This window comes from Pseudomonas sp. B14(2022), from assembly GCF_012030485.1.
In the GTDB taxonomy this organism is placed as follows: domain Bacteria; phylum Pseudomonadota; class Gammaproteobacteria; order Pseudomonadales; family Pseudomonadaceae; genus Aquipseudomonas.
Genome location: NZ_JAAUVM010000004.1, coordinates 318,694 through 340,152, shown reverse-complemented (window position 1 = coordinate 340,152; position 21,459 = coordinate 318,694). Strand labels below are relative to the sequence as shown.

At 60.9% G+C, this 21,459-nt stretch carries 17 protein-coding genes; 4 read left to right on the top strand and 13 right to left on the bottom strand.

All coding sequences use genetic code 11. From position 1 onward, the window contains the following. Positions 1-42: 42 nt before the first annotated feature. Positions 43-588, bottom strand: a complete 546-nt coding sequence (locus HCF10_RS09440) for a hypothetical protein (protein ID WP_145338119.1) — start codon at positions 586-588, stop codon at positions 43-45. A 452-nt stretch (positions 589-1,040) separates the two neighbouring features. Here HCF10_RS09440 and HCF10_RS09435 point away from each other — a divergent pair, with 452 nt between their 5' ends. Together HCF10_RS09435 and HCF10_RS09430 are read left to right on the top strand one after the other, a co-directional pair. Continuing rightward, positions 1,041-2,450 carry a circularly permuted type 2 ATP-grasp protein gene (locus HCF10_RS09435; protein WP_131696370.1) on the top strand — a complete coding sequence of 470 codons (1,410 nt, stop codon included), beginning with the start codon at positions 1,041-1,043 and terminating at the stop codon, positions 2,448-2,450. 2 nt (positions 2,451-2,452) lie between these two features. After that, entirely contained in the window at positions 2,453-3,403 is a 951-nt protein-coding gene (locus HCF10_RS09430) for an alpha-E domain-containing protein (RefSeq protein ID WP_167655351.1), read from the top strand. A gap of 131 nt (positions 3,404-3,534) precedes the next feature. Here the strand turns inward: HCF10_RS09430 and HCF10_RS09425 are convergent, their stop codons facing one another. Together HCF10_RS09425 and HCF10_RS09420 are read right to left on the bottom strand one after the other, a co-directional pair. Then, positions 3,535-5,796, bottom strand: coding sequence for an ATP-dependent DNA helicase (locus HCF10_RS09425; RefSeq protein ID WP_167655350.1), 2,262 nt, complete (start codon positions 5,794-5,796; stop codon positions 3,535-3,537). Then, complete coding sequence (locus tag HCF10_RS09420) at positions 5,793-7,442, bottom strand: VRR-NUC domain-containing protein (protein WP_167655349.1); 1,650 nt, start codon at positions 7,440-7,442, stop codon at positions 5,793-5,795. Before HCF10_RS09420 ends, HCF10_RS09425 begins: the two co-directional genes overlap by 4 nt. Before the next feature lie 184 nt (positions 7,443-7,626). On the opposite strand from HCF10_RS09420, the gene HCF10_RS09415 reads away from it, so the two are divergent. Further along, positions 7,627-7,851: a YgdI/YgdR family lipoprotein gene (locus HCF10_RS09415; protein ID WP_167655348.1), complete on the top strand. Its 225-nt coding sequence runs from the start codon at positions 7,627-7,629 to the stop codon at positions 7,849-7,851. A gap of 113 nt (positions 7,852-7,964) precedes the next feature. Here the strand turns inward: HCF10_RS09415 and HCF10_RS09410 are convergent, their stop codons facing one another. The 8 genes from HCF10_RS09410 to HCF10_RS09375 form a co-directional block, all read right to left on the bottom strand. Then, complete coding sequence (locus tag HCF10_RS09410; protein WP_167655347.1) at positions 7,965-9,389, bottom strand: polyurethane esterase; 1,425 nt, start codon at positions 9,387-9,389, stop codon at positions 7,965-7,967. A 40-nt stretch (positions 9,390-9,429) separates the two neighbouring features. Beyond that, complete coding sequence (locus tag HCF10_RS09405; RefSeq protein WP_167655346.1) at positions 9,430-10,767, bottom strand: TolC family outer membrane protein; 1,338 nt, start codon at positions 10,765-10,767, stop codon at positions 9,430-9,432. A 2-nt stretch (positions 10,768-10,769) separates the two neighbouring features. Beyond that, entirely contained in the window at positions 10,770-12,083 is a 1,314-nt protein-coding gene (locus tag HCF10_RS09400; protein WP_131696377.1) for an HlyD family type I secretion periplasmic adaptor subunit, read from the bottom strand. Further along, complete coding sequence (locus HCF10_RS09395; protein WP_167655345.1) at positions 12,080-13,831, bottom strand: type I secretion system permease/ATPase; 1,752 nt, start codon at positions 13,829-13,831, stop codon at positions 12,080-12,082. Before HCF10_RS09395 ends, HCF10_RS09400 begins: the two co-directional genes overlap by 4 nt. A 102-nt stretch (positions 13,832-13,933) precedes the next feature. Further along, complete coding sequence (locus tag HCF10_RS09390; RefSeq protein WP_167655344.1) at positions 13,934-14,302, bottom strand: AprI/Inh family metalloprotease inhibitor; 369 nt, start codon at positions 14,300-14,302, stop codon at positions 13,934-13,936. 49 nt (positions 14,303-14,351) lie between these two features. Further along, positions 14,352-15,785, bottom strand: a complete 1,434-nt coding sequence (locus tag HCF10_RS09385) for a serralysin family metalloprotease (RefSeq protein WP_167655343.1) — start codon at positions 15,783-15,785, stop codon at positions 14,352-14,354. 366 nt (positions 15,786-16,151) lie between these two features. After that, positions 16,152-17,255, bottom strand: coding sequence for a DmpA family aminopeptidase (locus tag HCF10_RS09380; RefSeq protein WP_131696381.1), 1,104 nt, complete (start codon positions 17,253-17,255; stop codon positions 16,152-16,154). 9 nt (positions 17,256-17,264) lie between these two features. Beyond that, positions 17,265-18,629, bottom strand: a complete 1,365-nt coding sequence (locus tag HCF10_RS09375; RefSeq protein WP_145338125.1) for an APC family permease — start codon at positions 18,627-18,629, stop codon at positions 17,265-17,267. A 200-nt stretch (positions 18,630-18,829) separates the two neighbouring features. Between HCF10_RS09375 and HCF10_RS09370 the strand changes: the two genes are divergently transcribed. Next, positions 18,830-19,615 carry a helix-turn-helix transcriptional regulator gene (locus HCF10_RS09370; RefSeq protein ID WP_167655342.1) on the top strand — a complete coding sequence of 262 codons (786 nt, stop codon included), beginning with the start codon at positions 18,830-18,832 and terminating at the stop codon, positions 19,613-19,615. Between the two features lie 347 nt (positions 19,616-19,962). On the opposite strand, the gene HCF10_RS09365 is transcribed toward HCF10_RS09370, so the two are convergent. After that, entirely contained in the window at positions 19,963-21,042 is a 1,080-nt protein-coding gene (locus HCF10_RS09365; RefSeq protein WP_131696384.1) for a polyamine ABC transporter substrate-binding protein, read from the bottom strand. Positions 21,043-21,102: 60 nt separating this feature from the next. Next, positions 21,103-21,444 (bottom strand): cupin domain-containing protein, encoded by a 342-nt coding sequence (locus tag HCF10_RS09360; protein WP_053136009.1) that lies wholly within the window; start codon positions 21,442-21,444, stop codon positions 21,103-21,105. Positions 21,445-21,459 lie beyond the last annotated feature (15 nt).

The following is a 21,459-nucleotide window of genomic DNA, read 5'->3' as shown; positions in this document are numbered from 1 at the left end:
GTAAAGGTAAGGTCCCGCGCCGGTCGCTGAAGTTCCAATTGCTTAAGAGCCCGGGTTATCCACCTGGATATAAAACGCATAGGCGCCCAGCATCACCCAGAACACCATGAACAACCACGGCACGCGCATGGAGAACAGCAGCGACTTGCGATAGCCCTTATGGGACGACTCCATTTCGGAAAACAGCGGCGACTCATCGTAGGCCATGCCCATCAGCGGTTCGCTGCGCAGCAGTTCGCTCTGCTTGTAATGCCAGTGATCGATGATTTCGTAGGCGGCCCGAATACCTGGCCAGGCATTCAGGGAACTGAGGATGCCAAGCAGCGCCAGGAACGCCGGCACCACCAGGGTGAACAACTTCCCCCACTCCGGGTTGAGGTTGCCCATGCCGGACACAAAGGCAATCACCAGGAACGACTGCGCCGTGAGGTAGGCATCGGTGCGGTTGGCGAGGATCGAGGTTTCGTACTGGATTTCGCGACGGTAGAAGTCCAGACGGTCCTTGGGCGAGCCGAAGATCTTGGCGTTGTGTTCGCTGTGATCGGTCAGGTTCGCTTGCGGGGTGTCGGGTGAAATGATTCTGGGCACATCCGTGCTCCGTGCTGGACTGAGACCTGTTAGAAGATTCGGGCTGGGGCGAAGTTCAAGTTTGTTGATGCACCACTATGGTGCGCAAACCGCGCCTTTATGGTGAGGGGCTTGCCGTGGCGAGCGGGCTTGCTCCGCGTTGGGCTGCGCAGCGGCCGCAAAAATCCTGGGAGCGCTTCGCACTCCAACGCGGGGCAAGCCCGCTCACCGCAACAGGCCCGGTCTCCGCCAGGGGAAATCCAGTGCTGTATGCCCATTCCGGCACACGCATTGCTTTATCCATTCATCTGCCCGAATACAGGAACATTCGTTACCCCCCGACCCAGAGCCGACCCCATAAGAAAGTAAGGACCAGGCCCGATGGCACCATCAGCCACGGGCTCATAAAAAAATGCGTTTTTTAAAGCGGCAGTGCCACCCAAGGCAACCCTCGGCACTGACAAGGTACTGGAATGGCTCGATCTTTCTTTGATGAAATGAATGATGCAAACGGCGTGTGCCGTGCGCACTATCAGGATTTCTCCCGCTGGCTGGCCAACACGCCGCCGGAACTGCTGGCCCAGCGTCGTCGCGAAGCCGATTTGCTCTTCCACCGCGCCGGGATCACCTTCACCCTCTATGGCGACGAGCAGGACACCGAGCGCCTGATCCCCTTCGACATCATCCCCCGCAGCATCCCCGCCGTTGAATGGAGCGTGATCGAACGCGGCTGTATCCAGCGGGTCAATGCGCTGAACATGTTCCTCGCCGACATCTACCACGACCAGCGCATCATCAAGGCCGGGATCATTCCGGCGGACCAAGTGCTGGGCAACGAGGGTTATCAAAAGGCGATGGTCGGTCTGGACCTGCACCGCGACATTTATTCGCATATCTCCGGTGTGGACCTGGTACGCGACGGCGACGGCACCTACTACGTGCTCGAAGACAACCTGCGCACCCCCAGCGGCGTGAGCTACATGCTCGAAGACCGCAAGATGATGATGCGCCTGTTCCCCGAAGTGTTCGCCAAGCAGCGCATCGCGCCGGTGGACCACTACCCCAACCTGCTGCTCAAGACCCTGAAAAGCGCCAGCCGCCTGGACAACCCGAATGTGGTGGTGCTGACACCTGGACGCTTTAACAGCGCGTTCTTCGAACATGCGTTCCTGGCGCGGGAAATGGGCGTGGAGCTGGTAGAAGGCGCCGACCTGTTCGTGCACGACCTCAAGGTGTTCATGCGCACCACCGACGGGCCCAAGGCCGTGGACGTGATCTACCGGCGTATCGACGACGCCTTCCTCGACCCGCAGGCATTCAACCCTGAATCGATGCTCGGCGTGCCCGGGCTGGTCGCCGCCTACTGCGCCGGCAATGTGGTACTGGCCAACGCCATCGGCACCGGTGTCGCGGACGACAAATCGATCTATCCCTATGTGCCGGCGATGATCAAGTTTTACCTGGATGAAGAGCCGATCCTGCAAAACGTGCCGACCTTCCAGTGCCGCAAACCGGATGAGCTGTCCCACGTGCTGGCCAACCTGGCCGAGCTGGTGGTCAAGGAAACCCAGGGCTCCGGCGGCTACGGCATGCTGGTCGGCCCGGCGGCCACGGCTGCCGAGATCGAAGACTTCCGCCAACGCATCAAGGCGCGCCCCCATGCGTATATCGCCCAACCGACCCTGAGCCTTTCCACCTGCCCCACCTTTGTCGAAAACGGCATCGCCCCTCGGCATATCGACCTGCGGCCCTTTGTGCTCTCGGGCAAGGAAACCCGCCTGGTGCCCGGAGGCCTGACGCGGGTGGCATTGCGTGAAGGCTCGTTGATCGTCAACTCGTCGCAAGGCGGCGGAACCAAGGACACCTGGGTGGTGGAGGGCTGAGTATGTTGAGTAGAACCGCCGCAGATCTGTATTGGATGTCCCGTTACCTGGAACGCGCCGAGAACCTGGCGCGCATGCTCGAAGTCAGTTATTCGCTGTCGCTGATGCCCCAGGCCGGGCGTAGCGATGGCCTGGATGAACTGGCCATGTCGCTGCTCAGCAGCGGCACCCTGGACAGTTACCTGGAACGCCACCAAACCCTGGATGCCGAGCGCATGCTGCACTTCTTCGCCCTCGACGAAGAAAACCCCGCCAGCATCTACAACTGCCTGCGCGCCGCGCGGGGCAATGCCCATGCGGTACGCGGACGCATCACTGCCGACATGTGGGAAAACCTTAACGCCACCTGGCTGGAAATGCGCAGCATCGCCGCCGGTGGCCTGGGGCGGCATGGCATCAGCCACTTCTGTGACTGGGTCAAGCAGCGTTCACACCTGTTCCGCGGCGCGACCTCGGGCACCATCATGCGCAATGACGCCTATCGGTTCATTCGCCTTGGTACCTTTGTCGAGCGCGCGGACAACACCTTGCGCCTGCTGGACGCGCGCTACGAGATGTTCGGCGAAGAGTCGGAGGAAGTCAGCGACCTGTCGGCACGCGGGTATTACCAGTGGAGCGCCCTGCTCCGTGCGTTGTCGTCGTTCGAGGCGTATACCGAGTTGTACCCGAATGCGCTGAACGCGCGGTCGGTGTCCGAACTGCTGTTGCTACGCAGCGATGTGCCGCGTTCGTTGCATGCCTGTATCGAAGAGTTGAGCCATATCCTCGCCGACCTGCCTGGCAGTTATGGGCGCACGGCACAGCGCTTGGCGGCGGAATTCGAAGCGCGGCTGAGGTACACCGGGATTGATGAGATTCTCGAAGATGGCCTGCATAGCCGTCTCACGGAGTTCATCGACACCGTGCGCGAGTTGGCGCGTGCGATCCACAGCTCTTACCTGGAAGTGATCTGACCGTTCAGTGCCGGGGAGCGCAGGCACAGCTCAATACCCTTCCTTTACAAGGATCTTTTGCGGGATCAGCGGGTTCATTGACTTGGCCTTTCTGAAGGTTTTGCCTGGCCTGCGAGATCGATGGGGGTAACTCAATCAACTGCCCACCAGCGCGGCAACAACGGGCGCACCCGCGATTCGCCGAAACGGTCGTCGATCAACATCACCACGCCCCTGTCCTGCTGGCTGCGGATCACCCGGCCTGCAGCCTGCACCGCTTTCTGGATGCCAGGATACAGGTAGGTGTAGTCGTAACCGGCGCCGAAGAGTGCGCCCATGCGCGCCTTCATCTGCTCGTTGACCGGGTTCAATTGCGGTAAGCCCAGGGTGGCGATAAACGCGCCGATCAGGCGCGCGCCGGGCAAGTCAATGCCTTCGCCGAACGCACCGCCGAGCACGGCAAAGCCGATGCCCTGGCTATGTTCGGTGAACTGTTCGAGAAACGCCTGGCGTTCGGCCTCGGCCATGCCTCGCGACTGTTGCCACAGCGCAATCTGCGGATGGCGCTCAGCCAACCGTTGCGCCACTTGTTGCAGGTAATCAAAACTGGAAAAAAACGCCAGGTAGTTGCCCGGTTGTTGCGCAAACTGATGGGCGATCAGGTCGACGATGGGGGCCAGCGACGTATCCCGATGCACAAACCGGGTGGAGATTTCGTCGACGATGCGCACCCGCAATTGCTCAGCCTTGAACGGCGACTCCACATCGATCCATGCCGTGTTCGCCGACAGGCCCAGCAGGTCGGCGTAGTAATGGCGTGGGCTCAGTGTCGCGGAAAACAGCACGCTGCTGCGTGCTGCGGTCAAACGCGGGCGAATGAATTCGGCGGGCACCACATTGCGCAGGCACAGGGTCGAACTGCTGCGCTTGCCACTGAACTGGCGCTTGCTGATATCGAAGATGAAGTGTTCGTTGAACAGCTCGGCGACCTTGGCGAAGTGCAATGCCTCGAAGTAGAAGGCTTGCAGGTCGCCCGTCAATGACTCGGGATGATCGTTGAAGTAGTCGCCCATGGCGCGGATACACAGGCTCAGGGCCTGCAAGAGTTTTTCCGGACGGTCGGCATAGGCCTGGTAGGGCGCGAGCTGGTCCTTGTGCAGGGCGTTCCATTCACGGTTCAGGCGCTGCAAAGGTTTCTTCAAGACGTCGGGAGCGCTGTCGCGCAGGGTCTTGAGGCCGTACTGGTCGAGGCTGGCGCTGTACATCGAACGGGCACGTTCCACCAGGTTGTGGGCCTCATCCACCAGCACCGCCGCGCGCCACTGGTTGAGTTGGGCCAGGCCGAACAACATGGCGCCGAAGTCGAAATAATAGTTGTAGTCGGCGACCACCAGGTCGGCCCAGCGTGCCATCTCCTGGCTCAGGTAATAGGGACACACATCATGGGCCAGGGCCACGTCGCGCAGGTTGCGCTGGTTGAGCAGGCGCACCTGGGAGGCAGCCATGCGCGCGGCGGGCAAGCGGTCGTAGAAGCCCTTGGCCAAGGGGCAGGAATCACCGTGGCAGGCTTTGTCCAGGTGTTCGCAGGCCTTGTCCCGCGCGACCAGCTCGAGCACGCGCAACGGCAGGTCGGGGCTGCTGGTCTGCATCTGCAGCACATGCGCGGCATCGAGCGCCAATTTGCGGCCTGGGGTCTTGGCGGTCAGGAACAGCACCTTATCCAGTTGCTGGGGCGCCAAGGCCTTGAGCAGCGGGAAAATCGTGCCGATGGTCTTGCCGATCCCCGTGGGGGCCTGCGCCATCAGGCAACGCCCGGTGCTGACGGCCTTGTACACCGACTCGGCCAAAGTGCGTTGGCCGCGACGAAAGTCGGCATGGGGGAAACTCAAGGTCTGCGCCGCAGCGTTGCGCGCTTCGCGGTGCTGCATTTCCTGGCGGGCCCAGCCGAGAAACAGTGCACATTGCTGGTTAAAGAACGCTTGCAACTCGGCCGCCTGGAAACGTTGATTGAGCAGGGTCTCGCCTTCGCCGACGATATCGAAATACACCAGCGCCACGTCAATATCCGTGAGGCCAAGCTTCTGGCACATCAACCAGCCGTACACCTTGGCCTGCGCCCAATGCAGTTGCCGGTGGTTGGCGGGCTGGGCACCAAGGTCGCCGCGATAGGTCTTCACCTCTTCCAGGCGGTTGGTGTCCGGGTCATAGCCGTCTGCCCTGCCCCGCACCTTGAGCTGCTGGTAGTCGCCTTCGAGAGCCACTTCGTTCTGGTAGTGCGCGCTGCGTCGCGAGGCCACGGTGCGATGGCCGGCAATGCCTTCCTGGGCGCTGGGCGACGGGGTAAAGCGCAGGTCCAGGTCGCCCACCTTGGCGGTGAACTCACACAGCGCCCGCACCGCCACGCTGTAGCTCAAGCCGGTTGCTCCGCCCAGCGTACGTAGCAGACGGTGACGGGCATCTGGTATTCGCCGCAGAACTCCAGCCAACGCAGCTGGTTGTCTTGCAGGCGGTCGCCAGGGCCCTTGACCTCGATCATGCGGTAGGTTTTTTGCGCCGGCCAGAACTGGATCAGGTCCGGCATGCCGGCGCGGTTGGCGCGGATATCCAGCAGCAGCCGTTCGAACCAGTAGCGCAGGTGTTCGGCCGGCAGGCAGGCCAGGGCTTGTTCCAGCAGGTCTTCATTGAGCAGGTTCCAGAACACAAAGGGCGACTGGATCCCCCACTTATCGAGGTAGCGTTGACGAATGGTGGTCTTGTAGCGCTCGTCCTGCAGTTGCGCGAAACACGCGTCAAACAGGGGGGCACGGCGCGCGTGGAAGTCTTCGCTGTGCAGGTCTGCCGGCCCGCGCTGGAACGGGTGGAAGAACGAGCCGGGCAGCGGTGCGAAGATCGCCTCCCAGCACAATAGCCCGAACAACGAATTGATCAGGCCGTTTTCCACGTAGTGCACCGGTGCATCGGGCTCGCTCAGGTGGGCCTGCACGCAGTACTCCACCGAGACTAACGGCTCCGGCAACGCAAGGGCCAAGTCCAGGCGCATGACCTCGCGGGGCTTGGCCTTGGGCAGCGCCGGCTCCCCCAGTTTGCGGCGCAGGCGCGGCAACACCCGGCCTATATGCTGCCATTCGGCGGCGCTTTCCGGTGCCTGTCGTGCGGCGTTCGCCAGGGCCATCGCCTGGACGTAATCCTCCTGGCGCTCCAGCACGCGAATCAGCCGCGCGCGGGCGCCAGGGTAAGCGCAAGTGCGGTAGATCTGCTGCGCCAGGTCCAACTCGGCACGGCGCTCGCAATATTGGCCGAGCTGGAACAACAGCTTGGCCCGGCGCTTTTCCAACCAGGGGTTATCGGTGTTCAGCGTGGCGACCTCAGCCAGCACCTGCGCCAGCGCCTCACCGCGTTCAAAAGCCTGCTGGCATTGGTGCAGGAACAGAAAACCGTGCACGTCGGCGCGGCTGCGCAACCCCCGTGATTCGGCGCAGAACTCGACTTTTTCATAGGTGTAGATGCCCAGGTCGGCGAGCACGAACTCGGACCAGTCCTGGTGCAGGTTGCCGAAGAACATCAGGCGCAGGCGATCACACAACTCCATCACGGTGAGGCTGTACAGCGTGTCGGCGAGGTCCGGGCACCAGTCGGCGAAACTGCGCGCGTCGGTGAACTGCGCAACCAACCCTTCCAGCCAATCGGCCTTCTTGCCCTTGGGCTGGTCGATCCAGGGTGTGAAGTTGCTGAGGATCTCGCCTTTTTGCAACAAGGCGAATAATGCTTCAAATGCCAGCAGGTGGTTGTCGTCCACCCAACCCAATTCCCGCAGGGGCGCGGCAGCGGCATGGGGGCAACCGATTTCCACGTATTGCAGCTTGCCCGCACGAAAATGCACGCCCTTGCGCATCACCATGCGCACCAACAGCGCCTGGGATGCTTGCGGCAACCTGTCGAATTGCTGAATAAAATGATGTTCGTCTGGGTCGAGCAGATCGGCATAGCGTTGCCCCAGCCAATGCAGGACCTGGCGGAAGTTATGCAGGTAATAGAGCGGATCGTCGAGAGGATTGGGCATGGCACGCGCGGGTCAAATACTGGTTATGCATACAGAGTGCCGTTACCCATACGGTGTTGCAATCGGTAATAGATAAATGGCGCACGCAACTTTTTGTATAAAAGTGATCAGATGGGGAGTCAATGGCGTAAAATTTATGGCCCGCAGCCTTGGCGCGGGACTTTCAGGGTTAACGGTAAGGGTTATGAAGATGAAGAATTTGGGGCTGCCACTGGTTGCACTCACTTTTCTGGTATTGGCCGGTTGCGCGACGCAAACCGTAGTGACGCTGCAAAATGGCACGCAGTATTTGACCAAGGACTCTCCAAAAACCAAGACTGCCGACGGGTTCTATGAGTTCACCGATATCGCCGGCAAGCGCATCCGTGTCAAAGCCGACGACGTGGCGACGGTGCGCAAGGAAAACTGATTTCCAGCGGCCAACACTGATCAAATGTGGAGGTTGCCCCCGATGGCTGTATTCCAGTCGACATCTCTATTGACTGAGCCACCGCTATCGGGGGCAAGCCCCCTCCCACCGTTTTAACCGATAACAATCCCCTCCCCCGACAAGCCAACCACCCCCACCAACGTCACCGAATCGCCGCCAAAACTGATCACCGTATCCGCGCCTACCACTTTGGCGTGATCGCGATAATCCGTACTGCCCTGCACATCCGTGAACACCAGCTTGTCCGTCGCTTGATAACCGATAATCCGGTCCTGGCCAAACTGCCCGCTGAACAAAAAGGTGTTATGCCCGCTGCTGTCGCGGATCGTGTCATTGCCCTCGCCCCCCTCGATAAAGTCCGCACCCTCGCCGCCCTGGATCAGGTCATTGCCGTCGCTGCCAATGATGAAGGTATCGCCCTTGTGCGGCTCGGCATTGCGGTTGAGGTCTTGTACCCAGGTAGTAGCCCGGGCCGGGTCGGACAGGTTGGCGACGATAATTGTCGAGTCGCGGCTCATCTGCTCATAGAACCCGGACTCGAGGATGCGCGTCATCCCATCGCCATATCCCGTGGGCAAATGCGAGATCCAGGTCGGCAGGTTAGTGATGGAAAACGGCAGCACATTCCATAGCGTCGAAGCGTAATGGTCGTTGAAGCTGACGATATTGTCGGTGGTCGATTCATGGGGGGTGTCATGCACGCCCAACGACGACCAATTGAAGGATGAGCCGTCCAGCGCACGGAATACCGGGTCGTTTTCATAGCCGATATTGAGCACCTTGTCGCCGGCGCTCTGGGTCGGCGAGGCGTAGGCCACGTAGTTGGCGTCCTTGTAGAAACCTGCCCATTTATTGCTGCTCAGGTCGGCCATGCTGTTCACCGCCAGGCCGCCCAGGCTGTGGCCGCTGACCACTACGTCGTGGCCGCTGAGGCCGTGGGCGCTAGCGTAGTCGGCGACGTTCTTGAGCAGGCCGCCAAAGGCTTCGCCGGCATAGTTCTTCGCGTAATCCTTGGGGCCCAAGGCCGCGAGCAGATCGCTGACCAGATCACCAATGGAGTCGCTGACCAGCGTTTCCCGAGGACCCGACGTACCGCGAAAACCGATGCCGACTTCCAGCAACTTGCCGGCGTCATCGTACTTGCCCAGCACCTCGACCTGGGCCGTGGTGTAGCCGGCCTTTTCGCCAAAGAAGGTGCCTCGGGCGTCGACCTTGCCGGTATAGCCCAGGGTGCTGGCGCTGATGGGCGTCCAACCGGCTTGTTGCACGGCTTCCAGGGCGGCTTTTTCCGAGTCCGGGTTCCAGGGAATGCCGGGAATCACGCCCTGGGAATCCGTGCTGCCCAAAAGAGCACCGACCAGTGTGGCCGGTAAACCGAGCCCCAGGCCGTTGTGCTGGTAGCCCACGGCAAAGCCGTTATCCAGGTTGTGATAGGAGTACAGCGTGATCGCCATGGCATCGGCGAACAACGCTTTGGAGCCCTCGGCCCCGAGGTTTTTATAGTCAAACACACCCATGGTCTTGCCTCTCTGTTGTTGGAATTGTCGAGAAAGCCGATTAATGCGGTGCTGGCCCGAACGCCTCATCCACCTTGGCCAGGTCGGTGTCGCGCAGGTTGCCGGCGTAGTAATGCAATTTGGTCCAGGCCATCAGGTAGTCGTAACGCGCCTGGGCCAGGTCGCGCCGCGTGCTGTAGAGCTGTTGCTCGGCGTTCAGCGCATCGAGGTTGACCCGCTCGCCACCGAGGATGCTTTGCTGGGTCGACACCACCAGCGCTTCTGCCGAGCTCAGGGCCTTTTGATACGCGCGCAGTTTGCTCACGCCGGACAGGCAGGCACTGAACTGCCGACGCAGTTCGATCAGGGTCTCGCGGGTCTTGCCTTCCAGTTCGTACTCGGCCTGCTCCATGGCACGGCTGGCCTGGCGGGTGGACGCGGAGATACCGCCACCGGCATACAGCGGCACGCTCACTTCCACGCCGATGGTGTTGGTGTCGTAGCGTTGGTTGTAGGTATTGCCGCTGTCGGACTCCTGCTGGCGCGAACTGGCATACGCAGTGACCTTGGGCAGATGCCCGGCGCGGTTGCGTTCCACTTCATAACGCGCCACTTCCAGGGCCTGGCGCTGGGACGCCAGCGTGGGGTTGTTGCTGATCGCCAGTTCATGCCAGGTGTCGTAGTTGGCCGGGGTCAAGGTGAACGCGGCAAAATCCTGGTTGAGCGGCGCCAGGTCGTGGATGTTGACGCTCTGTACACCGATCAACGCGCCCAGTTCTCTTAACGAGGCGTCCTGTTCGTCCAGCGCCTCGATTTCTTCAGCGGTGGCCAGCTCATAGCGCGACTCGGCTTCGAGAATATCGGTGCGGGTGCCCTCGCCTTGCTGGAACAGATGCCGGTTTTGCTGGAATTGCTGCTCGAAGGCCTTCTTCTTGGCGCGGGCGATGTCGATCTGGTCCTGGGCAAACAGCGCCTGGGTGTAGTAGCTCAGCACCCGCACCAGCAGGGCCTGGCTCTTGTCGCGAAAGCTTTCATCGGCAAACAGCGCCTGGGCCACGCCTTTGCGGTAGTTGGCGTACGCCTCATAGTCGAACAGCGGCTGTTGCAGGCTGAAGGTCGAGCCGTAGCTGTTGTAGTTGCGGTCGTCGTGATAATTGCCGCCGCGCCCGTCGGGTAAGGTGGCCTGGGAGTTGTTGCGGCCCTTGTTGTAGTTGTACGACAGCTTGGGCAGCAGGCCCGCGCGGCCGATGGTGCGGTTTTCCAGGCCGGCGTCGCGCTCCTTGATCGCGCCGAGAAACACCGGATCGTTGCGCAGGGCCTGCTCGTACACATCGAACGGGCCCATGGCCGCCTGGGCATTTGCGCAGGTCAACAGCAAGGCGATGAACACAGGTTTCATGCTCATTCCTCGGTCAACGCGGAGCCGGCGCGGTCGAGCAGCGGCTTGAACAGGTAATTGAGCAACGAACGCTCGCCGGTGCGCACGAACATCTCGGCGGGCATGCCCGGCTTGATCACCAGGCCGTGGAGTTTCTCCAGCGCCGCCTCGCTGACGGTGGTGCGCAGCACGTAATACGGCGCGCCGGTTTTTTCATCGAGCATCTGGTCGGCGGAAATCAGGCTGACCTCCCCCGGCACGCGCGGGGTGCGGCTCTGGTTGAAGGCGGTGAACAGAATATCGACCGGCAGGTGCGTGCCGACCTTGTCCACCAGGTGCACCGGCAAGTGCCCTTCGACTTCCAGGCGCGTGCCCTGGGGCACGATTTCCAGCAGGGTTTCACCGGTACGCACCACGGCGCCCTCGGTGTGCACGCTGAGATTGACCGCAATACCGTCGGCCGGTGCGTTGATCTCGCTGTGTTGCAAGTCGAAGCCGGCCGAGGTGAGTTGCTGCTCCAGGGTCAGGCTGCGCAATTGCGCGTCGGCCAACTGGCTGCGCACGTCCTTCTGATATTCCTCGCTGTGCTGCTGCAGTTTCAGGCGCGATTCAAGGATGCCCTGCTCCACCCGACCGCTCTCACCGGTGTTCTGCGCCAGGTCCTGTTGCACCTGGGACAGCTGGCGTTGGTACTCCATCAGCCGGTTGCGCGGGATATAGCCGTTGTCGGCCAGGGGTTGCAGGTTGCTCAGTTGGTCACGCAGGGACTGGGCCTGGGCGGTCAGGTCGCTGCGGGCGCGGCGCATGCCGTTGAGCTGCGCGGTCGCGCCCTCGATATTCGCGCGGATGCCTGCCTGTTCACGGGCAAACGCTTCGCGACGGCTGCTGAACAATTGGCGCTGGCCTTCGAGCACCAACGCCAATGCCGGATCGGGGTTGCTGCTCAGCTCGGCGGGAAAGGTGATAGCGGATTGGTTGTCGCGCTCACTCTGCCACCGCGCGACGCTGGCCCAGGCCATGCGGTACTGGGCTTGCAGGGACTGCACGTCGGCCTGATTCTGGGTCTGGTCGAGACGGAACAGCGGCTGGCCTTGCTTCACCAACTGCCCCTCCTTCACCAGAATCCGACTGACCACGCCGGGGCTGAAGGTTTGCACCGCCTTGCGTTTGCCCGACACCACCACCGTGCCCTGCACCGGGATGCCCTGGTCCAGGGGCGCCAGGCTGGCCCAGAGGAAAAAGCCACCGGCACCGACCACGGTCAGCAGCCAGCCCAGACGCGCAAAGAACCGGGCGTCGCGCTCTTTGAAACGTGGTTCAACAGTGATACTGCTCATGCGCCTGGATTCCTTCCGGCTTGATACTGACGGCTGAAACTCACACCGGGTTTTTCCTTCGGTGCTTCCTGCTGGCCCGATAACGCTCGCAGCACGTCCTGGCTCGGCCCGAATGCCTGCAAACGCCCTTCGTTGAGCACCAGCAATTTGTCGGCCTGGGCCAAGGCCGAAGAGCGATGGGTCACCAGCACCACACTGCTGCCCTGGGCCTTCATCTGCACAATGGCACTGGCCAGCGCGGCCTCGCCGACGGTGTCGAGGTTGGAGTTGGGCTCGTCCAGTACGATCAACCGCGGCCCGCCGTACAACGCACGCGCCAGGGCTACGCGTTGTTTCTGGCCGCCGGACAGGCCACCACCGTTATCGCCCAGGACCGTGTCATAACCGTGGGGCAGACGCAGGATCAATTCATGCACGCCGGCTTGTTGTGCCGCCTGCACCACCCGCTCGGGGTCGGCCTCGCGAAAGCGCGCGATGTTATCGGCGATGCTGCCGCTGAACAGTTCGATGTCCTGGGGCAGATAGCCGATGTGCGGGCCGAGGTCGTCGCGATCCCAGCGGTGAATGTCCGCACCGTCCAGGCGCACGGTGCCGGCCAAGGTCGGCCACACGCCCACCAGCACGCGAGCCAGGGTGGATTTGCCGGAGCCCGAGGCGCCGAGCACGCCCAGCACTTCGCCGGCGCCGAGGTTGAAGCTGACCTGATGCAGGGTGGGCATGCGCCGTCCGGGCGGGCCAGCGCTGACCTGTTCGAAGCTGACCTGGCCTTTGGGTGCGGGCAATTTCATCTGCTCCACTTCCGGCGGGAACTCACGCAGCAATTCGTCCAGCCGCTGATAGGCCAGCTTGGCCGAACTCCATTGCTTCCAGACCGCAATCAACTGGTCGATGGGGCTGAGTACGCGGCCCATCAGGATCGAGCCGGCGATCATCATCCCCGCCGTCATATCGCCCTTGATCACCAGCAGTGCGCCCAAGCCCAGCACCAGGGATTGCAGACACAGCCGCAAGGACTTGCTCAGAGAGGTGATCACCGAGCCGGTATCACTGGCTTTGTTCTGCAAACCCAGGAACTGCGAATGCACGGCGAACCAGCGTTTGCGCAACGCGCCAAGCATGCCCATGGCTTGAATGGTTTCGGCGTTGTGCAAATGGCTGGTGGCCAGTTGCGTCGACTGTTGGGAGAAACCACTGGCATCGCCCAATGGCTGCTTCGTCAGGTATTCGTTGAGGCACGCAAGGCCGATCAACAGCAGTGCGCCGGCGGTGGCCAACACCCCGAGCCAGACGTTGAAGAGGAAAATCACAAAAAGATAGATCGGAAACCACGGTGCATCGAAGAATGCGAACAGCGCCGGCCCGGTGATGAATTGGCGGATATGGGTCAAGTCCCCCAGGGATTGCCCGGCATGCCCCTGGCCGCGTTGCAGGTTGCGTTCGAAAGCGGCCTTGTACACGCGCAAGTTGAAACGCCGCTCCAACTGGCTGCCGATGCGGATCACGATAAAACTGCGGATGACCTCGAGCAGGCCAATAAAGGCAAAGAAGCCGACGACCATCAGTGTCAACATCACGAGGGTGGTTTCATTCTGGGAGGACAGCACACGGTCGTACACTTGCAGCATGTAAATCGACGGCACCAGCATCAACAGGTTAATCAATGCCGTGAAACAGCCAATGCTGATCAAGATGCTCTTGTATTCACCCAGCGCCTTGAATAAGGGCGCAACCGCATGGGGCTTGGCCATATGTTCTGATCTTCCTTGAACCAAATTACGCGCATAAGTTGCCCACCCTCTCTTATAGAGGCCGTCAACTAATAAAATCGAGTTATAGACTTATAACAATAACTAAGGCACTCGTTTTAACTCCACCAAGGTGCCGGACTTCGTCAATGCCTGGTACTCACCTTCTTTCTGACGATTCAAATGGGTGATCCCGCTGCCTTCGGCATTGAATAGCCAGATACCGTCCGGGGTCGGCGACCACGTCAGGGGCTTGTCCCCCAGCCATTGCGCCACACAGGCCACATCGCCGCCCAGGGCATTGGCCTGCTCGAGCAGGTCCAGTGCACACACCTGGTCCTGCTGGTGCAACTGCCAATGCCCGGCCAGTTGGGCGCTGGAGGGTAAAACAAGACTGCTCGCCATTGCGTGGGCTCCTGCCGACACGAACATCACCTGCAACACGCAGGCGATCACATTGTAAAAACGCTGCATCTGTACGCTCCATCCTGGAGGCGCGGCGCTTGAGCGCCGCGCCGGTGCATCATGCCACGATGTCGCTGGCCGCCGCCTGGCCTACGGTGGTGACGAGGAAATCCGCCACGCCGTGCCCGGAGAAGTCGACGGCCAGGGTGCCCAGGTTGGTGCCTGCGGCGTAGCTCAACACCGCATCGCCGGCATGCCCGGTGAAGGCATTGACGAAGGTCAGGCCGGCCCCTTTGGTGATGCCGCTGAGGTCGATCTTGTCGGAGCCCGAGGTGAAGTCAAAGATCTTGTCCGCCGCCCCTGGCTTGGAGTCGGAACTGGCACCGAACACAAATGTGTCGTTGCCCGCGCCGCCCCACAATTGGTCCGCACCGCCGCCACCGTAGATGAGGTCGTTGCCGGCCCCGCCCTTGATTACGTTGGCCGCGTTGTTGCCGATGATCAGGTCGTTGCCCGCACCGCCGAAGGCGTTCTCGACGGTCACGCCTTTGGCGATGGAGACGTTGCCCACCAGGCCGCCAACGTCGGAAAACGAGGCCTCATTGAGGTTGATCTTCTGGTTCTGGGTGAAGCCGGAGAAGTCCAGGGTGTCATTGCCGCCACCGTCCCAGACCGAGAACACCAGCTTGTCGGCGTTGGACGTGGCGCTGAGGAAATCGCGCCCGGTGTTGGAGTTGAACCCGTAGGTGGTATCGCCGGCACGGGTGTTGTAGTTGGCACCGTAGAGCTTCTGGATCGCGGCGATGTCGTCGATCAGCGGGCCGGAGGCGTAGGCTTCGACCCCGCCTTTACTGAAGTTCTGGTGGGTGTTGCTCTCGCTCCAGTAACTCATGAGGCTGTAGCCGCGCGTGTCCTGTCCATAGGTCGCGTCGTTGTAGGTTGGGGCGCCTTCGCCGGCGTTGTAGTCGCCAGGGTGAGCCAGGCCCAGGGTGTGGCCGATTTCGTGGGTCAGGGTCTGCCGGCCGTAGTTGTTCAGGTCCGGGGTCTTGTTCGGCGTGTAGCTGTTGTTGGTCAGGTACCACGAGGTGCCATCGTAGCCTGCACCGGTGCCGGGCAGGTAGGCGAAGGCTGCTGCGCCGTCCTGGCCGCTGCTGTAGTTGCCGAATGTCATGTGGCCGTCACCGCCGGTGGCTTTCTCGGTGAAGGTGACGTTGGCCACGTCCGACCAGGATTGCATGGCCAGCGCGGCCTGTGCTTTCTGCTGGGCGTTGAACTGGCTGAAGCCCGAGATGCCATGTTTGTTCATGGTGCTCGAGGACGCCGAGGTCAGGAAGGTGTAGGTCAGGTCGATCTTGCCGTTGCCGTCAAAGTCCCGGTACGCGGCGCCGTCGCGCAGCAGCTGGGTGGCCGCCTGGTCAACGGTGTAGGAGGGTTTGCCATTGATCGTGAGATTGCCGCCACGGTCATACAGATGGCTGAAGCTATCGATCTGCGAGTAAGCGGTGCTGGCTTGCGCCGCCGACACGATAGCCTTGTCTTTTGCTTTTGACATAAACGTACTTCCTTGTTTGCACATGCATCAGTCTTGGGTCGATAGGAATCCCGCGGGCGAGATCGTCCTATCACTCGCCTCTTTTGAAGGCGTCACGAAACTGACACAACTTGAAATCTTTCGTCTACATCTTTTCCTGCATGAAAGCTGGCCTATAAACAGCGCCAACAAGTTCAGCTCCGTATCTATTGGGTAGCGTTGCTTTTGTCCGACAAAAGACACCAGGCACTTATTTAAATATTAAATAGCGCTAAAGCCGCTCAAGTTGAGCGGCACACTTGATAATTGGATCCACGATATTGTCACGGTGTCATTGGCAACATTAAACAGCCACTATTTATATTTATATATCGGCGCTGTCCCCTATTACCGGGACACGCGCCAACCCGTGTCGTGCAATGCCTGTAACAAGGTTTCGCCTTTCAAGCCCGGCACCTGTACGTCGTCGTCGGTCACCATGTCTTCGCCCGCCAGGATCGCGTTGATGATCGCTTCTTCTACCGCTTCCGCCGCAGCGCTGAACAGCGGGGAAATATGATCGTTATTCACCATCTGTAAGGTACTGCTCAACGGCAGGCCCCTGCGCGCGTAGTCTGCTGGCGGCAGATCCTGGTTACCGGTGGCGAAGGCCAGGAACAGGTCGCCGCTGGAGTCCTCGGTGCCACCCCCGGTGCGCGCGATGCCAATAGACGCGCGCTGTGCCAGGCGCTGGCATTGGTGCGGCAGCAGGGGCGCATCCGTGGCGATGATCACCACGATCGAGCCCATGCCCGGCGTGCCTCGTTCGGCGAAGGGTGACGGGATGTCCATCAAGCGGCGGCCTACCGGATAACCGTCGACCCGCAGTTCCTGGCGCTTGCCATGGTTGGCCTGCACCAGCACGCCGACGGTCCAGCCGCCCTGCTCTGCCGGCAAGCGCCGCGAAGCGCTGCCGATACCGCCCTTGAATTCATGGCAGATCATCCCCGTCCCACCGCCCACGGCGCCTTCTTGCACGGGACCGCGTTCGGCGCTGTCCAGCGCTTGGCGCACATGCTCGGGCTTGACGTGCTGTCCCCAGATATCGTTGAGCAGACCGTCGTAGGTTTCCATCACCACCGGCATGCACCAGTACACCGCCGGGTCCGCCAGGCGCTCGCGCTCCAGGGCAATCAAGGTGTCGCGCACGATGCCAATGCTGTGGGTGTTGGTGATGGCCAGCGGCGTGGTCAACAGGCCCGCCTCGCTGATCCATTCCAGGCCGGTGGCGTCACCATTGCCATTAAGCACGTGATACCCGGCAAAGCACGGCTGCAACCGCGCTTCCCCGGCGCGGGGCTGGACCACGCTGACACCGGTACGCACCTGTTTGCCGTCGACACGGGTCTTGAGCGTACTGTGACCGACCCGAACCCCGGTAACGTCGGTGATGGCATTCAACTCACCGGGTGTGCCCAGCCCCAACGTGATGCCCAATTGACGTGCACGCATAACCACTCCTTACAATTTCTGAAAGGCCGGACTCGACCGGCCGCTGATGCAATACAGAATCACCGACAGGGCCAGCAAGCCGATGATGATCATGATGTCGCGTACTGACGCCGCGTAGATCAAGGTCACCAGCAAGTAACCCGCGCCCAGTGCAGCCAGCAACGCCGGCAACGGCCACAGCGGCATGCGATAGGGATGCTCGCGGTCGCGCAGCAGCACGCGGCTCATCAACGCGCTCAACGCCACCACCAGGTAAACCAATATGATCAGCAATACGCTGAACGAAGTGAGGTCAGCCAGGTTGGAGCTGAAGCTCAGCAACGCCGACGGGATCGCCAGGAACAGCGTGGCCAGCCAGGGCGAATCCCAGCGCGGATGAATGCGGGTGAACAGCTTGTTGATGGTAGGCGTCCACAATGCATCGCGCCCGCTGCTGAACACCACGCGGCCGATCTGGATAACGATGGCGACGATGGCATTGAACACCGACAGGAAGATGCCCGCACTGACCAGGCGCGACAGGGTTTCATTGCCATGACTGGTGAGCAGGTAGCCGATGGGGTCCGGGCTGCTGATCATCGCACTCAGCGAGGGCGCGCCGATCAACAGCGCCGTGATCGGCACCAGCTCGATCACCACCACCAGTCCCAGGGACCACAGCACCGCCTTGTGCACGCCCTTGCCCCCGCATTTCATGTCTTCGGCCAGCAACACAGCGGGGCCGTAACCGTTGTAGGAAAACAGGCCAATGCCCACCGCGCTAATCACCAGGGCCCAAGGCGCCAGGTGCAATACACCGTTTTCGACGATCTGGGGTTGAAACAGCACGCTGGCGGGCTGCACCGGGTTACCGAAGCCGATGCACACGATCACCAGCAACGCCGCGACTTCCAGCAGCAGGCAGGTCCCGGTGATCCACGCGTTGAGCTTGATATTGAGGATGCCCAGGGCGTAGCTGCACACCACGATCACCAGGGCCACGGTTTGCGCGTCGAATGTGGTACCCAGAGCATTGTTGAGATAGGTTGCGGCACCAGTGGCCAATACCGGAGGAATAAACAACAGCATCACCAGCACGGTCAGGAACGTCGCGTAGCCGGCCATGCCACCGAACACGCGCTTGGCATACACATACTCGCCACCGGCGCTGTTATGGGCGCGGCCCAGTTCGGCGTAGCAAAACGCGAACATCAGCGCCAGCAGCCCTGCCATCACGAACGCCAGGAACACGCCGCTGCCAGCCTGCTGGATGGCAAAAGGCGCGATCACGAAGACGGAACTGGCGGGGGTCACTGCTGAAACGGTAATGGCCACCACATCGAAGACGCTCAGGGTGGGTTTCAGCACGCCATCGGGCGCAGCGGAAGTGCTCATATCGTTATCCTCTGTCGTTGTTCTTGGTGTGAGGCAGAAACGAAAGGTCTGAAAGTGGCGGGATATGTTTCCCGCTGGATGCTGCCGACGATAACGGTTGGGCTAGTGCCAGCCAATTCCCCTATTGGCGTACTCCCCTTGACGGCACCCGGCAAAAGCCGAACCCTTGGGGTGATCTTTTGTTGGCGGGAGCCTGCTACATGAGCCTGTTTCGTGAAGTCGGCATGCACGCTGGCCTGGGCCGCACCGTTGCGCACATCGGCACCGAGCGTTTCTGGAAACAGCTGGTGCTGTTGTTGCACCAATGCGTACCCTTCGATAACGCGCTGGCGATCTTCTACCCCGTGGAAGGCCCGCCCCAGGCCCTGGAAGAATACGACGCCCAGCCGAGCAGCAAGCCGGCGTCGATGCTGGTGTACCTCAATGGCCTGTATTTGCTCGATCCGTTCTTCCAGGCCTGTCGCGAGGGTTATGCCAGCGGTGTGTATCGCCTTGAGGAAGTGGCGCCGGACCATTTTCGCCAGAGCGAATATTTCCTCAGTTACTTTCACGACAATGTGCTGGAAGACGAGGTGCAGTTGATCCTGCAATTGCCGGGCGCGGGGACGCTGTCGCTGTCACTGGGCATGCAGCGGCGATTCAGCGTTGAGGAAACCGGGCTGATGACCACCCTGTCGGCCTGGGTGCTGCCCTTGATGCAGCAGCACTGGCAACAAAGCACTCGGCGCGCGCCAGCCATGGACAGCCAGATCAGGGATGCGCTGAGCCAATTCGGCTGCGGTGTGCTTTCGGACCGCGAACTGGAAATCGCCCGCCTGGTGCTGCGCGGGTTCTCCTCCAAGGCCATGGCCGAACGCCTGCATATCTCGCCGGACACGGTGAAGGTGCACCGCCGGCATCTGTACGCGAAGCTGGACATCTCGTCACAGCCGGAACTGTTTTCGTTGTTTATCCAGTCGTTGGGGCATGACCTGGAAAACCCGTGAAACCAAGGTTGTACTCAAACCAAATGTGGGAGGTCCCACAACCTCTTCGACGTAGCGCTGTCGCGCAGCAAATTGGGACCTCTGTGGCGAGCGGGCTTGTCCCGCGTTGGGGTGCGAAGCGCCCCTGATGAAGACGAATGCGGTGTATCAGGCACTCCTTTGCGTCTGGTTTTGGGGCCGCTGCGCAGCCCGACGCGGGACAAGCCCGCTCACCACAAGAATACGGACGCCTGAAATTATTTATGCAAGACTCAGATTTCAGAGTGAAACTTTAACCCTTTAAAATCAGTAAGTTATTTTAATTTTAAAAAATGGGGGGCTTGCCCTCCCCCCCACATCAGACTTCTTCAACGGCCCATACGAATGGTGTTCCACACCCGCGTGCGAATCCGGTCGATGTTCAGCGGCATCGCCTCCAGCGCGAATAACTTGCCCATCATTTCGTCGCTGGGGTAGATCTTGGTGTCGGCCTTGATCTCAGGGTCTACCAGGCTATCCGCTGCACTGTTGCCGTTGGCGTAGTGCACGGAGTTGGTGATGTCCGCCATCACCTGCGGCTCCAGCAGGTAGTTCATGAACGCGTAGCCGGCCTTTTCATCGGGGGCATCGGCGGGCATGGCCACCATGTCGAACCAGATTGCGGCGCCTTCCTTGGGGATCTGATAGCCGATCTTCACGCCATTCTTGGCTTCCTTGGCGCGGCTTTCGGCTTGCAGTACGTCGCCGGAGAAGCCGACCGCCACACAGATGTCGCCATTGGCCAGGTCGCCGGTGTATTTCGAGGAGTGGAAGTACGCTACATACGGCCGCACTTTCATCAGCAGTGCCTCGGCTTTTTTGTAGTCCTCGGGTTTTTTACTGTGGGGTGGCAGCCCCAGGTAGTTAAGGGCGATAGGCAGCAATTCCGGGCCGTTGTCGAGGATCGCCACCCCGCACTTACTGAGCTTTTCCATGTACTCGGGCTTGAAGATCAGGTCCCAGGAATCCACCGGTGCGTTATCACCCAGTACCGCCTTGACCTTGTCGATGTTGTAGCCGATGCCGGTACTGCCCCACAAGTACGGGAAACCATGGGCATTACCCGGGTCGTTGTTTTCCAGGGCCTTGAGCAGCACGGGGTTGAGGTTTTTCCAGTTGGGCAACTGGCGCTTGTCGAGTTTCTTCAAGGCGCCGCCCTGGATCTGCCGCGCCATGAAGTGGTTGGACGGGAACACCACGTCGTAGCCGGAGTTACCTGTCATCAGCTTGCCGTCGAGGGTTTCGTTGCTGTCATACACGTCGTAGCTGAAACCGATGCCGGTTTGTTTCTGGAAATTCTTCGTGGTGTCCGGCGCGATGTAGCTGGACCAGTTGTAGATCTTCACCGTTTCGGCGGCGTGGCTGATAGAGGCCACCAACATCACGGGCAACAGGGCAATGGCTTTCATGGTTCGATTTCCTGGCGGTTTTAGGGCTGTTTTTATGGCAGGCGATCAAGGATCAAAGCGTTACAAAATCAATACGTAGGTCTTGCGTACGGTTTCCTGGATATCCCAGATACCGGTGCTGTTGGCCGGCAACATCAGTGCGTCGCCGGCTTGTATGTGAACGATTTCGCCGTTGTCAGGGGTGAACGTGCAGCGGCCCTGGATAAAGTGGCAAAACTCCTGGGCTTTGATCTGCCGCCGCCAGCGACCTGGGGTGCAGGCCCAGATACCGGTTTCGACGCCGTCGCTGCGTTCAACGCTCAAGGTTGAGGCCACCGCGATCGGCTCGCCCAGGGGCACGGCCACCGGCGATGAGTCCGGCAGGTGGGCATTCAGCGTGTCTTTGAATTGAGTGATGCTCATGGGGTTTTCCCGTGT

Excerpts from the sequence above, each read along its gene's own strand:
- HCF10_RS09435 (WP_131696370.1), top strand. The coding sequence starts at position 1,041 with ATGGCTCGATCTTTCTTTGATGAAATGAATGATGCAAACGGCGTGTGC.
- HCF10_RS09430 (WP_167655351.1), top strand. The coding sequence starts at position 2,453 with ATGTTGAGTAGAACCGCCGCAGATCTGTATTGGATGTCCCGTTACCTG.
- HCF10_RS09420 (WP_167655349.1), bottom strand. The coding sequence starts at position 7,442 with ATGCCCAATCCTCTCGACGATCCGCTCTATTACCTGCATAACTTCCGC.
- HCF10_RS09415 (WP_167655348.1), top strand. The coding sequence starts at position 7,627 with ATGAAGATGAAGAATTTGGGGCTGCCACTGGTTGCACTCACTTTTCTG.
- HCF10_RS09410 (WP_167655347.1), bottom strand. The coding sequence starts at position 9,389 with ATGGGTGTGTTTGACTATAAAAACCTCGGGGCCGAGGGCTCCAAAGCG.
- HCF10_RS09405 (WP_167655346.1), bottom strand. The coding sequence starts at position 10,767 with ATGAAACCTGTGTTCATCGCCTTGCTGTTGACCTGCGCAAATGCCCAG.
- HCF10_RS09400 (WP_131696377.1), bottom strand. The coding sequence starts at position 12,083 with ATGAGCAGTATCACTGTTGAACCACGTTTCAAAGAGCGCGACGCCCGG.
- HCF10_RS09395 (WP_167655345.1), bottom strand. The coding sequence starts at position 13,831 with ATGGCCAAGCCCCATGCGGTTGCGCCCTTATTCAAGGCGCTGGGTGAA.
- HCF10_RS09390 (WP_167655344.1), bottom strand. The coding sequence starts at position 14,302 with ATGCAGCGTTTTTACAATGTGATCGCCTGCGTGTTGCAGGTGATGTTC.
- HCF10_RS09385 (WP_167655343.1), bottom strand. The coding sequence starts at position 15,785 with ATGTCAAAAGCAAAAGACAAGGCTATCGTGTCGGCGGCGCAAGCCAGC.
- HCF10_RS09380 (WP_131696381.1), bottom strand. The coding sequence starts at position 17,255 with ATGCGTGCACGTCAATTGGGCATCACGTTGGGGCTGGGCACACCCGGT.
- HCF10_RS09375 (WP_145338125.1), bottom strand. The coding sequence starts at position 18,629 with ATGAGCACTTCCGCTGCGCCCGATGGCGTGCTGAAACCCACCCTGAGC.
- HCF10_RS09370 (WP_167655342.1), top strand. The coding sequence starts at position 18,830 with ATGAGCCTGTTTCGTGAAGTCGGCATGCACGCTGGCCTGGGCCGCACC.
- HCF10_RS09365 (WP_131696384.1), bottom strand. The coding sequence starts at position 21,042 with ATGAAAGCCATTGCCCTGTTGCCCGTGATGTTGGTGGCCTCTATCAGC.
- HCF10_RS09360 (WP_053136009.1), bottom strand. The coding sequence starts at position 21,444 with ATGAGCATCACTCAATTCAAAGACACGCTGAATGCCCACCTGCCGGAC.